Source organism: Verrucomicrobiota bacterium, from assembly GCA_037139415.1.
Classification (GTDB): domain Bacteria; phylum Verrucomicrobiota; class Verrucomicrobiia; order Limisphaerales; family Fontisphaeraceae; genus JBAXGN01.
This window is the reverse complement of record JBAXGN010000077.1, coordinates 20,412-33,460: the sequence shown is the minus strand read 5'-3', so window position 1 is coordinate 33,460 and position 13,049 is coordinate 20,412. Positions and strand designations below refer to the sequence as shown.

At 60.2% G+C, this 13,049-nt stretch carries 11 protein-coding genes; 4 read left to right on the top strand and 7 right to left on the bottom strand.

Features of this window, described 5'->3' with window-relative positions; all coding sequences use genetic code 11:
* Positions 1–847: 847 nt before the first annotated feature.
* The 7 genes from WCO56_14810 to WCO56_14780 form a co-directional block, all read right to left on the bottom strand.
* The gene (locus WCO56_14810) at positions 848–2,698 is read right to left on the bottom strand and encodes a hypothetical protein (protein MEI7730842.1); all 1,851 of its coding nucleotides are present in this window, start codon (positions 2,696–2,698) and stop codon (positions 848–850) included.
* 113 nt (positions 2,699–2,811) lie between these two features.
* Positions 2,812–3,702, bottom strand: coding sequence for a phosphoribosylaminoimidazolesuccinocarboxamide synthase (locus tag WCO56_14805; GenBank protein ID MEI7730841.1), 891 nt, complete (start codon positions 3,700–3,702; stop codon positions 2,812–2,814).
* Positions 3,703–3,825: 123 nt separating this feature from the next.
* Positions 3,826–4,743 (bottom strand): polysaccharide deacetylase family protein, encoded by a 918-nt coding sequence (locus WCO56_14800; GenBank protein ID MEI7730840.1) that lies wholly within the window; start codon positions 4,741–4,743, stop codon positions 3,826–3,828.
* A 3-nt stretch (positions 4,744–4,746) separates the two neighbouring features.
* A complete protein-coding gene (locus WCO56_14795) occupies positions 4,747–5,808 on the bottom strand; it encodes a bifunctional UDP-4-keto-pentose/UDP-xylose synthase (GenBank protein MEI7730839.1) in 1,062 nt (353 codons plus the stop codon).
* Positions 5,809–5,811: 3 nt separating this feature from the next.
* Positions 5,812–6,768: a formyltransferase gene (locus WCO56_14790; GenBank protein ID MEI7730838.1), complete on the bottom strand. Its 957-nt coding sequence runs from the start codon at positions 6,766–6,768 to the stop codon at positions 5,812–5,814.
* The gene (locus WCO56_14785) at positions 6,761–7,720 is read right to left on the bottom strand and encodes a glycosyltransferase (GenBank protein MEI7730837.1); all 960 of its coding nucleotides are present in this window, start codon (positions 7,718–7,720) and stop codon (positions 6,761–6,763) included. The genes WCO56_14790 and WCO56_14785 overlap by 8 nt, the downstream gene beginning before the upstream one ends.
* The gene (locus WCO56_14780) at positions 7,717–8,892 is read right to left on the bottom strand and encodes a DegT/DnrJ/EryC1/StrS aminotransferase family protein (protein MEI7730836.1); all 1,176 of its coding nucleotides are present in this window, start codon (positions 8,890–8,892) and stop codon (positions 7,717–7,719) included. Before WCO56_14780 ends, WCO56_14785 begins: the two co-directional genes overlap by 4 nt.
* Positions 8,893–9,265: 373 nt before the next feature.
* On the opposite strand from WCO56_14780, the gene WCO56_14775 reads away from it, so the two are divergent.
* Genes WCO56_14775 through WCO56_14760 form a run of 4 tightly spaced genes read left to right on the top strand, consistent with a single transcriptional unit; the run spans position 9,266 to position 13,035 of the window.
* Entirely contained in the window at positions 9,266–10,216 is a 951-nt protein-coding gene (locus WCO56_14775; GenBank protein MEI7730835.1) for an energy-coupling factor ABC transporter permease, read from the top strand.
* Between the two features lie 5 nt (positions 10,217–10,221).
* Entirely contained in the window at positions 10,222–10,824 is a 603-nt protein-coding gene (gene cbiQ / locus WCO56_14770; protein ID MEI7730834.1) for a cobalt ECF transporter T component CbiQ, read from the top strand.
* A complete protein-coding gene (locus tag WCO56_14765) occupies positions 10,821–11,579 on the top strand; it encodes an energy-coupling factor ABC transporter ATP-binding protein (GenBank protein ID MEI7730833.1) in 759 nt (252 codons plus the stop codon). Before cbiQ ends, WCO56_14765 begins: the two co-directional genes overlap by 4 nt.
* 40 nt (positions 11,580–11,619) lie before the next feature.
* The gene (locus tag WCO56_14760) at positions 11,620–13,035 is read left to right on the top strand and encodes a hypothetical protein (protein ID MEI7730832.1); all 1,416 of its coding nucleotides are present in this window, start codon (positions 11,620–11,622) and stop codon (positions 13,033–13,035) included.
* Positions 13,036–13,049: the final 14 nt, after the last annotated feature.

Genomic DNA, 13,049 nt, shown 5'->3' with positions numbered 1-13,049 from the left:
CGGTACTGGGAAGCGTGCCGCCGCGTTTCGTACCGCAGACTTCCAAGTCTGCTGTATCGCAGGTTTCCTAACCTGCAAGGCGTTAGGAATTCGAGCGCGCTGGGAAATGACAAACCGTCTGCCGACTGGGAAGTCGGCGATACAGCAGACTTGGAAGTCTGCGGTACGGTGGCACGGCACGAAATTTCCCGGCAGGCATCGAAATACACAAGGCCCCGCCACCTCATCCCGCGAGGGATGACATATAGTAGTCGTCATGAGGGAAACAGGGCATGACCTCCGGAAAGCCATCCAATACACCCAATGCATCCCAAAGGGATGCCAGAAACCATGCCTGGCAAGACCCCACACATCTACGCCATGCCGTTTTGCAATTGACTGGCGGGTCCTTTTTAGGGATAGTCGGCACCATGAAAACCAACTGGCCACCGGAAACCATGAACGCGAAGGGCGTTCAGGAAGACTGTTAAGCTAAAGATGAAATCTCCTGAGAAAGTCACTCTAGTTGGAAGAATTGTCTGTGCTATTGGGTGGATCGTACTAGCGTTAAGTGTCGGCTTTACCCTATCCAAAGCCAACTTAAATTCGCGTTATAGTATTCATCAGACGGTTTCTGTTATGGTGTTGGTGGTCGTAGGTATCGGTTACATCATTGCTCGATTATGTTCTGAACGATGCAGATCAAGGGAAGCTCGGTTGTATTTTGCGCCATACTTCATCGGAGCGATTTGCTGGGTGACTTTGTATTCGGCTGCCTTTATAGCAAATGGAATTTTGAATAAATGATCTTCGTCTTCCTCCCACCCATTGATTGCGCTCGTCAACGGGCAGGAAGGGAATTCCGCGTTTATTGCGCCACCATCTTTTCCAGCGTGCGCAGCAATCCCATCGGTTCGGCCACGCCCAGTTGGGCGATGGTGTTGGCGCGTTCCTGGCAGTCGGCCACGGCGTAGATGCGCAGTTCATCCGCGTTGCCCGAGGGGCGGACGTGCGCCACATCCCCGTTGTGGAAATAGATGCGGAGGCCATCCGTGTAATTCACCTTCGCCACGGCATCAAAGCCATGGGCGGCGCTGAACACGCTGGATAATTCGCGCACGATGCGGGCAACTTCATCCGCGCTCGTAGCCGTCGAGGTAAGGAGACGGACATCGGAGATTGCGGATTGCGGATTGCGAATGGCGGAATACTCGTTGCCTCGGCCGGTTCCGCATTCCGCATTCCGCGTTCCGCATTCCGAAATTCCTGGTTCCGCCTCGTTACCTCGGCGGCTACCTGGGGAAATGACGAGTTCGCGAATGTCCGCATTCGCCAGCGAGAAGCGGGCGATGATCTTTTGGCTGATCGGGCGCGGGAAATTCTTGAGCAAGGCGGCTTTGCTGAAGCGCTTGGGCAGGCGGTCGAAGAGTTGGCCCATGGTGAGGCCCTGTTCTTGCATGGCGGCGAGCGTACACAGGATCGGCAGCAGGGCATCCCGCGTGGGCAGCGCGGTGAGCACCCGGCCCTGGCGTTCCACCTCCGAGCCGGTGAGGAACCCGCCGTTGGCCTCCCAACCGCACACCCGGCGGCGGCCTTGGGCGCGCGCTGCTTCCATGCCGGCGATGACGAAGGGGGAGCCGATGCGCGTCTTGGGCTCCAGCCGGTCCCGCAACGGGCCGCGATCAATGGCGTCGTTGCAACTGATGGGCACGACCACGGCATCCGCGCGCAGGAATTCCGCCACGACCATGCCGACGAGGTCGCCGCCGTAAAAGCGCGCTTGATAGTGCGTGCCGCCGGCGGAGGCGTGGGCTTCCACGCCCAGGAGCAGCGGGCGATCACTATCGCCATCCAGCGAGACCACCGCGTGTACCGGCCCGTGTTGGGCGGTCACGGCGTCCAGCAGTTGCTGGATCTGCGCCAGTTGCGCCTGGTCAATGTTCTCCGTGTCAATCGGCACAAAGGCGTCACTGCGCCCGGCGGGGAAGACCTCGGCCCCCAGACTCTCCAGCACTTCCACGAACAGATCGCGCCCCACGGCGGAGTGTTGATAGACCAGTAGGCGCAAGCCCTTCAAGCTGCCCGCGCCAAAGAACTCCAGGTAACGCCGATGATAAAAGCGGCGCGCCGCATCGGTGGCCGCCGGGAGCGGGCGGGAACCGGTCTTGAACATGCCGCGCTCATCGAACAGCGCGTCCGCGAACGGCTGGCGGTACACGCGCGCCCGCACTTCCTCGACGCGCGCGTTGATGGGCGCTTCGTCCCGCTTCAACAGCTCGCCCTTGGCGGAATTGGTTTTGTAGCCGTTGCGATCAAACGGAATGTGGCTGCCGGTGACCATGATGCTGCCGCAGCCTTGCGCGAGGGCGTAACAGGTGAGGGCAGGGGTGGGGATGGCCCCCAGATTGACCGGGCGCAACCCGGCATCCTGGATGGCTTGCGCGATGGCCTGCGCAAGTTCTCCCCGGCCTTGCTGCTCCGGCACGAACCGGCTGGAACTCGGGCGCAGATCATACGCGAAGTAAAACGGGTCCCCGGCGCGGAGGCCGCCTTCGCCGGCGGGCAGCGAGCGCAGATATTCCAATTCCGCCAGCGCGTTGATATAGATTTCTAGTTGGGTCAGGTGAATGACTTCCCCGCGCCGTCCGCTGGTGCCGAACTTCAGCGCCTGCGGTTCATAGCTCAAGCGGGAGCGCAAGGTTGCGTTTGAATTGCTCATGATTAACACGTCATTGGGTTTACGTACGCGAACGACAGGTTCTCAATAGCCGGTGGGCTGAACTTTCGCAATGCGCAAATGGAGCGCGGGTTCGCTGATATATCCGGGTCAGGCTACAGCTTTTTCCCCGTCAGGCGCTCGTAGGCCTCCAGGTATTTTGCCTGGCTGCGGGCCACCACCTCGGGCGGCAGCGCCGGCGCGGGAGGAGTCTTGTCCCAATCCAGCGTTTCCAGGTAGTCCCGGACAAACTGCTTGTCAAAACTCGGTTGGCCGCGTCCGGGTTCGTAGCGGTCGGTGGGCCAAAAGCGGGAGGAGTCCGGCGTCAACACTTCATCAATCAGAATCAGCTTGCCCTCGAACAGGCCAAACTCGAATTTGGTGTCGGCGATGAGGATGCCGCGCTGCCGCGCATATTCGCGGGCCGAACGATAAATCTTCAAACTGAGATCGCGCGCCTGCTCGGCAATCGCAGGGCCGACGATTTGGGCGGCGCGGGCGAAATCAATATTCTCATCATGACCGGTCTCGGCCTTGGTGGCCGGGGTAAAAATGGGCTCCGGCAATTCCGAAGATTCCTGAAGGCCCGGCGGCAGCTTGATGCCGCACACCGTCTGCTGGCTCTTGTATTCCTTCCAGCCCGAGCCCGCCAGGTAGCCGCGCACCACGCACTCGATGGCCAGGGGTTCGGCCTTTTTGACAATCATGCTGCGTCCGGCGAGTTGGGCGGTGTAAGGTTGCAGCGAAGCGGGGAGCGGGTCCGCGCTCTTCGCCAGGCGATGGTTCGGCACCAGCGCTTCAGTGCGGTCAAACCAGAAATGGGAAATTTGCGTCAATACCTCGCCTTTGCGCGGGATGCCGTTGGGCATGATGCAGTCAAACGCGGAGATGCGATCAGTGGCCACAAACAGGAAGCGGTCCCCCAAATCAAATATCTCGCGGACCTTGCCGCTCTTAAGTTTGCGGATGCCCGGCAGTTCAATGGTCAATAACGTCGCGTCGCTCATGGCCAAATCATGGGAACCGCGCGGAAAATATCAAACAAATTTTCCAGCTAATTCCAATGCGCTTTCAACCCGATTTGGAAACGGGCGGGTGGGGGGAAAGAAAAAAGCAGCCGGAGGCAGCTTCTACGCGGCGGGCAGTTGCACGGTCACGGTGCCGGAGCGGCCATCCACTGTGCCGGCTGCCACGTCGCAAATCGGCAGGGTTTGCGGGTGCTTCGCAAGGTCCGCGGCCAGCGCTTCCATGGTGGTGAATTGCACGCCCTGGCGCTGGGCGGCGGCGAGCAGTTCCTCGAACAGCCCCAGGTAATGGTTGCCTTCGATCTCGGCGTGGCTGGTGAGGATGTTGGGCGTGTCGCGCCGCAGCAGCTTCAGGTAATGGGGCACGATGGCGGCGTCCGGATATTCCGGGCGGCCGAGCAGTTCATCCAGCGTGGGCAAGGTGGTGGGGATCTGCGGCGTGCGGAAGGTCAGGCCGTGGGCGCGCGGCAGGAACGGCGTGGTGCCGCGGCAGTCGCTCGCGTAGAGGAGGTGCGCCTCGTCGTAAGCTTGCAGGCTGTGGACGGTGGTTTGCCAGCCGGGCGCGCCGGCGGTCTGGGGCGGTTCGCCAAAGACGCGCTCGAATTCCGCGACGGCCTGCTGGAATTCGCGGCGGGTTTCATCGAGGGACATGCCGGCCAGGTGGTCCTGCCAGCGGTAATGGTCGTGGCAATGAATCCCCACGGGAAAGCCCTGATCGCGCACCTGCCGCAGCAAAGCTTCGCAGCGGCGGCCAATGTGCGGCGCGGGCAGCAGCGTGCCGGAAAGCAGCGTGCGGTAGCCGTAGAGCTTGGTCACGTTGGTGCGGGAAACTTTCTTGAAGAAGCCGGGGCGGAAGATGCGGGTGATGGCGCGGCCGGTGTTGTCCGGCCCCAGGCTGAAGAGGAAGGTGGCGGGCACGCGCATCCGCTTGAGCAGCGCCACCAGCGCGGGCACGCCTTCGCGCGTGCCGCGGTAGGTATCCACGTCAATCTTGATGGCGAGTTGTGGCGCGGCGTCCCCCATCCGCTAGCGGGTCTCGTTGATGTTCAGCTCGTAATTATTATTGCGCAGGTGGTAGTCCAGCGTGAGCTTGAGCGCCGTGCGTAGGTCGGTGGTCGGCTTCCAGCCCAGGTGCTTTTCCGCCTCCTTGATGGAGGGCACGCGGTGGATGATGTCCTGGTAGGCCGTGCCATAATATTCGCCGGAGTCCACCTCGACAATCTGCGCCTTCTCCGCCATGGGGCGGAACTCGGCGAAGTCCGGCTCCGTCTTGATGATGTCCACGAGCATATAGGCGAGGTCGCGGATGGAATAATTCATGGCGGGGTTGCCGATGTTGAAGATGCGGCGGGTCGCGACGCCATCCTTGTTGTCAATGATGCGCGTCAGGCAATCCACGCCGTCGTCAATAAACGTAAAGCAGCGCCGCTGCTGCCCGCCATCCACCAGCTTGATCGGCTTGCCGTGAACGAGGTTGTGGATAAACTGGGTGACGACGCGAGAGCTGCCCTCCTTGGGCTCGTTGATGTCGTCGAGCTTCGGCCCGATGAAATTGAAGGGCCGGAACAGGGAGTAATCGAGCCCCTTGTTCTCGCCGTAGGCAAAGATGACGCGGTCCAGGAGTTGCTTGATGCAGGCGTAAATCCAGCGCTGCTTCGGGATCGGCCCGTAGGTCAGGTTGGTGGTGTACTCGTCGAACTCGGCATCCTTGGCCATGCCGTAGATTTCCGAGGTGGACGGGAAAACCAGGCGCTTCTTGTACTGGACGCATTTGCGGACGATCTCCATGTTGGCCTCGAAGTCCAATTCGAAGACACGCAGCGGGTCCTTGACGTACAGGGCCGGCGTGGCGATCGCCACCAGCGGCACGATGACGTCGCACTTGCGTACGTGATATTCGATCCACTCGCGGTTGATCGTGATGTCGCCCTCGAAGAAATGAAAGCGCTTGTGGCCGAGACAATGCGACAGCTTATTGTCGCTCATGTCCATGCCGTAGATATCGTAGTCGCGCGTGTTGAGAATGCGCCACGTCAGGCTGTTTCCGATGAAGCCGTTGACGCCGAGGATGAGGATTTTTTTGCTCACGTTTTAATGGGGTGGAGGGTTAAGCGTTGCCGATGGGGAATCCGAAAAACATTGGCCGGGTTGCAGCGCGGGCGCGGGGATGGATTGCGCCGGGTTATCCCGCTGGACCCACTGGGCATCCGAAATTTCCAACAGGCCCTGGCCGGTAGCCACCGTCAGGGGATTCACGCGCACGATTTCGCCCGGCTTGCCGCTCGTCGCGCCCGGCAGTGGCCTGGCCCACCAGACCAACATGCGGGCATCCATAAGATCGGTGAATGCGCCGGGGTACGGGCGGGTGACGGCGCGGACCAGGTTAAAGATGACGGTGGCCGGTTGGGTCCACTGGATGCGGCCATCCTCCGGCTTGCGTCCGCTGAAGTAGGTGGCCTGGCTCTCATCCTGCGGGTGGCGCGGCGCACGCCCGGCGAGCAGGTTGTCCAGTTGCCGTTCCAACACCTTGATGGCGGCCTGTTGCACTTTCTCCATGATCTGCGCGGCGGTTTCCTCGGGCCCGATGGGCACGGCTTCCTGATCCACGATATCGCCGGCATCCGCGCGCTTGACCATGTAATGCAGGGTGGCGCCGATCTGCGTCGCGCCCTGCAGCACCGCCCAATTGACGGGCGCTTTGCCGCGATACTTGGGCAGATACGAGCCGTGCATGTTGAACGCGCCGAGCGGGGCGAGGTCCAGCAGGCGCGAGGGGATCATCTTCCGATAGTAAAAGGAGAACATCAAATCCGGCGCAAGCGTCCGCAACTGGGCTTCGCATTCCGGCGGGCTGAGCGTCTCGGGAGTGAAGACCGGCACCTGATGCTGGCGCGCCAGATCCGCTACCGAGCGAAACCAATGGTTCTCAGTGGGGTTGTCCGCGTGGGTAAACACCGCGACGATGTTGGCCTGACGGCGCAACAGCAGCTCCAGGCATTGGTAGCCGACTTCGCTATAACCAAAGACGATGACGCGCGGTTTACTCATGCAACTTTTTACTCTCTTCCACTTGCTCCAGAACTTGCCGGGTGACGTAGCGCGGGCGGCGCATGACCATTTGGTAGGTGCGGCCCACGTACTCGCCGATCAAGCCGATGCCGGTGATCGCCACGCTAACCATGAAGAACATGATGGCGAACAGCGTGAAGCCGCCTTCCAGTTCCGGCCCCATAAAAATGCGGCGATAGGCCATGTAGAGCACCAGGATGGCGCTCAGGCCGGAAACCACGAAACCGAACAGCGTGAACAATTGCAGCGGGACCAGCGTGAAGCCGGTGATCAGGTCGAAGTTCAGGCGGATAAGCTTATAATAGCTGTACTTGGATTCCCCGGCGGCCCGCTCGTCGTGGTTGACCTCCACCTCGCCGGATCTTCCAGCGAACTTATACGCCAGCGCGGGAATGAAGAGCGAGCGCTCGCCGGTCTGGACAATCGCCTTGACGACCGGGCGGCGATACGCGCGCAGCATGCAGCCTTGATCGGTCATGCGGATATCCGTGGTCACCTCGCGCACGTAGTTAATCAGGCGCGAGGAAGACTTGCGCATAAAGGAATCCTTGCGCTTGGTACGACAACCGCCCACGGCGTCGTAGCCCTCATCCATCTTGGCGAGCAACTTCGGGATTTCCTCCGGCGGATTTTGCAGGTCGGCGTCGAGGGTAATGATAATTTCCCCGCGCACCCGCTCAAAGGCGGCCATGATGGCGGTGTGCTGGCCAAAGTTGCCGTTGAAATCAATCACGCGCACCTGCGCGGGGCGCAGGCGATGAAATTCCCGCAGCAACTCCATTGAGCGATCGGAACTCCCGTCGTTGGTGAAGATCACCTCCCACGGTTTGTTGAGCGCGTCCATGACCTTGGTCAGGCGCTCGAACAGCGGGCGCAGGTTCGCCTCTTCATTGAAGACCGGGATGACGACGGATAACTGGATGGCGCTCATACGGGAGAGGAAAGTTTAAAGATCGCCGCCATGGCGCGGATGACCCGGTTCTGCTCATGCTCGGTCATGGTCGGGAACAGCGGCAGGCTGACGACGCGGTCCGAGATGGCCTCGGCATTCGGGAAATCGCCGCGCTTAAACCCGTACTTGTCCTGATAGAACGGGCTCAAGTGAATCGCGCGGTAATGCACGCCCGTGCCAACGTTGTGCTCCTTAAGGGCGTCAATGAATTGGTCGCGGTCCAAGCCGGCGACCTCCGGGTTAATCAGCGGCGCGAACAGGTGCCAGGCATGTGTATGCTCGTAGCTTGGGCGGGACGGCAGCGTCAGCGCCTTCCATGCGCCCACGTGCTCGTAATACCGATTCACCAACTCGCCGCGCCGCCGGTTGAAGCCGTCCAACTCCGGCAACTGATGTATGCCTAGTGCGGCCTGAAGGTCCATGAAATTGAATTTGTACCCCGCCAGCACGATCTCGTAATGGGGGCTGCCACCCTTGTGAAAGCGCGCCCAAGCCTCGCGGTCAATACCGTGGAACCGCAGCAGGGTGATGCGCTTCACCATCGCCTCATCCCGCGTAACCACGCAACCGCCTTCCCCGGTGGTCATATTCTTATTGGGATGAAAACTGAACACCTGCGTATCCCCGAAGCTACCAAGCTTCCGACCTTTGTAGGTTGCGCCGATGGAGTGGGCGGCGTCTTCGATGACCCGCAGCTTATGTTGCCGCGCCAGTTCGTAGAGCGGGTCCAGATCCACCGGCAACCCGGCGAAGTGCACCGGCATGATCGCGCGCGTGCGCGGCGTGATCGCTTTGGCCAACCGCGTCACGTCCATATTGTACGTACCCGGCTCCACATCCACGAGCACCGGGACGCCACCCGCCAACACAATGGTGTTCAGCGTGGCGGCAAACGTCATGGGCGTGGTGATGACCTCCTCGCCCGGCTGCAAATCCAAGCTAAGCAGCGCCATCAGCAAGCCTGCGGTGGCGGAAGAACACGCTTGGGCGGAAGGGGCCCCCACGTATTCCTGCAACATCTTCTCAAACTGTTTCGTGCGCGGCCCCGTGGTGATCCACCCGGATTCCAGGCACGCGGTGACTTCAGCGATGGCGGCGGCACTAATGGCCGGTTTGGCAAATGGCAGGAATGGTTCGGCGGAGGAATTCATGGGGAAAAACGAATGACGGCGGCTCGCGAAGCGCCTGCTTCGCGGCACAACCAGCAGTTTAAGGCAAACGTCCGATGCATACCGTTATTTAGTCCCGTCAAGGAACCATGAGCAAGGCTAGTTTGTCAATGTTTTGCAGTGGAAGTTAGCGAAGGAAATAACCGGCCCCCCAAGAATTTCCCCTACCCAACCTAATCCCCGTCGTTATGCCAGGCTTAATTCAAGCAGCAACAACCTGCGCCAATTCGATGGTCCAACGAACAGTGGGCGCTTGAAAACCGTCCGACGCCCGACGCAGTTTCAACCATGAGGAGAAAACTGAACGTAATATTTATTGCATAAATCGTATGACGCGTTTTAATGAATGCGCGCGATGCATATTCCAGATGGATTTTTGGATGGTAAAACGGCGGTGGCCGGCACGGTCATTTCCGCCGGGGCGCTGGCTTTGGCGATGCGGCAAATCCGGCGGCGGCTGACACCGGCACGCGTGCCCTTGATCGGGTTGGCGGCGGCGTTCGTGTTCGCGGCGCAAATGCTTAATTTTCCGGTGTACGGGGGCACCTCCGGGCATCTGATCGGGGCCACGCTGGCCGCCGTGCTCCTGGGGCCAAGCGCCGCCATGCTGGTGCTCAGCGCCGTCCTGATCCTGCAATGCCTGCTGTTCAATGACGGTGGGGTGACCGCCCTTGGGGCGAACATTTTCAACATGGCGATCCTGGCCACCGGCACCGGATATGGCGTGTATCTGGCCGTGCGGCGCATCGCGGGTTCTAGTTTGCGCGTCCAATTGTTGGCGACCGCGTTCGCCGCCTGGGTTTCGACGGTGGCCGCCGCCATTGGTTGCGCGGGGCAACTCGCGCTATCCGGCACGGTCGCCTGGAATCTAGCGCTGCCGGCGATGACGTTGGTTCACCTGGTGATTGGCATCGGGGAGGCGTTCATCACCACTTTGGTGGTGGCGGCCATCGCCCGCACGCGACCGGAGTTGCTCTCCGAGTCTTCCCAGCCAAACCTGCAACCGCAGGCCGGCGAATTGGTAACGCATGGTTTGCTGATCTCCCTGGGGTTAGCCATCTTCGTTGCCCCAATGGCCTGCTCCTGGCCGGATGGATTGGAGGCCATCGCCACACGTCTTGGCTTTGAGCATAAAGCCGCCGCACCGTTATTTGCCGCGCCGCTGCCAGACTATGTGATTCCCGGCTTGCACTCGGCCACCGTGGGCACAGCGATTGCCGGTGCGCTGGGCACCATTGTGGCATTCGCCTTGGCCTATTTGTTGGCGCGCTGGCTGACCCCGGCAAAACCACACACCGCTTCATAAGCACTGTGCATTTTCACCCGTCATCTCCTTCTCCCGCGCACGGCGGTTTGCCCGCCACAGTCAAACTGATTGCCGCACTGTTTTATGTCATCGCCGTGGCGTTGGCTCCCCGGACACGTTGGGACATTTCGGCTGGCGCGGCCGTGGCCTTGTTGTTGGCCGGGCTGTGGACCCGCGCTCCATGGCAGACTGTGTTCAAGCGGCTATGTGTGGCCGAATCCTTCATTCTGGGAATCGCCCTCTTATCCCTGTTTCAACCGAATGGCGGTTTAATCTTCGCCTCCATGCTGGTGAAAAGCACCCTCTGCCTGGGCTGCATGATTCTGCTTTCCCTGAGCACGCCTTTTTCCCAACTGCTCGGCGCGTTGCGCACCTTGCGGGTTCCCGCCCTGTTGGTCACCACGCTGGCGCTGACGCACCGGTACGTGTTTGTGTTGTTGGAGGAAATGCACCGGATGCAGCGGGCGCGACAATGCCGGACCTTTACTCCCAAACGGTGGTTGCTGTGGCACGCCCTCTCCACGGTGATTGCGCAGCTATTCGTACGTTCTTCCGAGCGGGCGGAACGCATTTACAACGCCATGCAAGCGCGAGGGTGGAAAACATGAACGCATTGGAAGTCCAACAGTTGGGTTATCGCTACCCGGACGGCACGCAGGCCTTGCGCGAGGTGACTTTTACTATTGGAGAGGGCGAGCGCGTGGGCTTGGTGGGGCCGAATGGCGCGGGAAAATCCACGCTGTTTTTGCATTTGAACGGGCTATTGTCCGAATTCTCGGCCAAACCCACGACCATCCGTGTCTTTGGGAAAACGGTGGCGGGCGATAATCTGGCGCAAATCCGGGCGGAGGTTGGATTGCTATTCCAAGACCCGGATGACCAGTTGTTCTGCCCCACGGTGGGCGAGGATATCGCGTTTGGCCCACGCCAGTTGGGTTTATCGGAAGCCGAGGTGGAGACGCGCGTCAACCAAGCGCTGACCCAGACCGGCCTGGATGGCTATGCGCACCGCGCACCGCATCACCTCAGCCATGGGGAGAAGCGCCGGGTGTGTCTGGCGGGTTTGCTGGCGTGCCAGCCCAAAATACTGGTACTGGATGAACCGACCAGCGGCTTGGACCCGCGCGGACGCAGGGAGTTGAAGGCGTTGCTGCGTGCCCTACCTATCACCCAATTGATCGCCACCCATGACCTGGAACTGGTGGTGGAACTTTGCCCAAGGGTGATCGTAATGGAACGCGGCGTCATCGTGGCCGAGGGCAAAACCAGGGAACTGTTGTCCAATGAGGAACTCATGCTGGCGCACGGATTGGAACGCCCGCACATCTTGCAGCATATCCATCCGCACCATCATGCGTCCTAAAATGTTTGGCAGCGCGGACTGCCAATGGTACCCACTACCCATGAAGTTTGTATTATTAATCTGGTTGTGTGCCGGGCTGACCGCCGAGGCGGCGCTCGCAATGCCGATGCGGCCAGTACGCCCGCTGAAATTGCATCCGCAGAACCCGCACTATTTTCAGTATCGCGGCAAACCCGTCCTCCTCATCACGGCAGGCGAACATTATGGCGCGGTGCTGAACCCGGACTTCAACTATGTGAAGTACCTCGACACGCTGGCGGCCAATGGCCTGAACCTGACGCGGGTCTTCACCGGTGCTTACGTTGAGCCCGAAGGCGCGTTCAACATCGCCAGCAACACGCTCGCTCCCGCGACGAATCGTTTCCTCTGTCCGTGGGCGCGCAGCGACACACCGGGTTACGCCAATGGCGGCAATAAATTCGACCTGAATCAATGGGACGCGGAATATTTCAATCGTCTGAGGGATTTCGTCACTGAGGCGGCGCGGCGGGATATCTTCGTTGAGATTAACCTGTTTTGTCCGTTCTACGATGAGGCTCAATGGGCGCTTAGTCCCCTTAATGTGCGGAATAACGTGAATAACGTCGGCACCGTGGGGCGCACCAATGTCTATACGCTCGATCAGCATGGCGAGCTGCTGCCCGTGCAGGAGGCGATGGTCCGCCGCTTGGTCGGGGAACTCGCCAACTTCGAGAATATCTACTACGAACTCTGCAACGAGCCGTACTTTGGCGGCGTCACCATGGCATGGCAACAGCACATGGCCGACCTCATCGTGGCTGAGGAAAAGAGCCTTCGGGGGCAACACTTGATTTCGCAGAACATCGCCAATGGCCAAGCGCTTATCACCAATGCACACCCGGCGGTATCCATTTTCAATTTCCATTACGCCTCGCCGCCCGAGGCCGTGGCGATGAATTACGCGCTGAATAAAGTCATCGGCAACAACGAAACCGGATTCAAAGGCACCAATGACGCGACGTATCGCCGGGAAGGCTGGGAATTCATACTCGCGGGCGGCGGACTGTTCAATCACTTGGATTACTCGTTCGCGGTGGGTCGCGAGGACGGCACCTTCGAGTATCCCGCTAAACAACCCGGCGGCGGCAGTCCGGCGCTGCGGCAACAATTGGGCATCTTGAAGAAGTTTATTGAGGGCATGGACTTCATCCGCATGAAACCGGATCAGGCAGTCATTAAAACCAAACTGCCAGTCGGCAAACGCGTCCAGGTGTTATCCGAGCCAGGCCGCGCCTACGCAATCTATCTGAATGGCGGCGGGTTGGCCGACCTGACGTTTGAATTGCCTCCGGGTGCTTATGAAGTGGAATCGCTCAATCCTATCAGTGGCAAACTGACGGTGGAAGGTAGTCTGGAAATTGCCGGTAGCAGCATGCGCCTGTTCCTGCCCTACTATGAGCAAGACCTCGCCATACGCCTCCGCCGGGTGCGGTAGTTCTCCGCCACTTT

Coding starts and splice junctions, on each gene's coding strand:
- WCO56_14810 (MEI7730842.1), bottom strand. CDS start 2,698: ATGAGCAATTCAAACGCAACCTTGCGCTCCCGCTTGAGCTATGAACCG.
- WCO56_14805 (MEI7730841.1), bottom strand. CDS start 3,702: ATGAGCGACGCGACGTTATTGACCATTGAACTGCCGGGCATCCGCAAA.
- WCO56_14800 (MEI7730840.1), bottom strand. CDS start 4,743: ATGGGGGACGCCGCGCCACAACTCGCCATCAAGATTGACGTGGATACC.
- WCO56_14790 (MEI7730838.1), bottom strand. CDS start 6,768: ATGAGTAAACCGCGCGTCATCGTCTTTGGTTATAGCGAAGTCGGCTAC.
- WCO56_14785 (MEI7730837.1), bottom strand. CDS start 7,720: ATGAGCGCCATCCAGTTATCCGTCGTCATCCCGGTCTTCAATGAAGAG.
- WCO56_14780 (MEI7730836.1), bottom strand. CDS start 8,892: ATGAATTCCTCCGCCGAACCATTCCTGCCATTTGCCAAACCGGCCATT.
- WCO56_14775 (MEI7730835.1), top strand. CDS start 9,266: ATGCATATTCCAGATGGATTTTTGGATGGTAAAACGGCGGTGGCCGGC.
- WCO56_14765 (MEI7730833.1), top strand. CDS start 10,821: ATGAACGCATTGGAAGTCCAACAGTTGGGTTATCGCTACCCGGACGGC.
- WCO56_14760 (MEI7730832.1), top strand. CDS start 11,620: ATGAAGTTTGTATTATTAATCTGGTTGTGTGCCGGGCTGACCGCCGAG.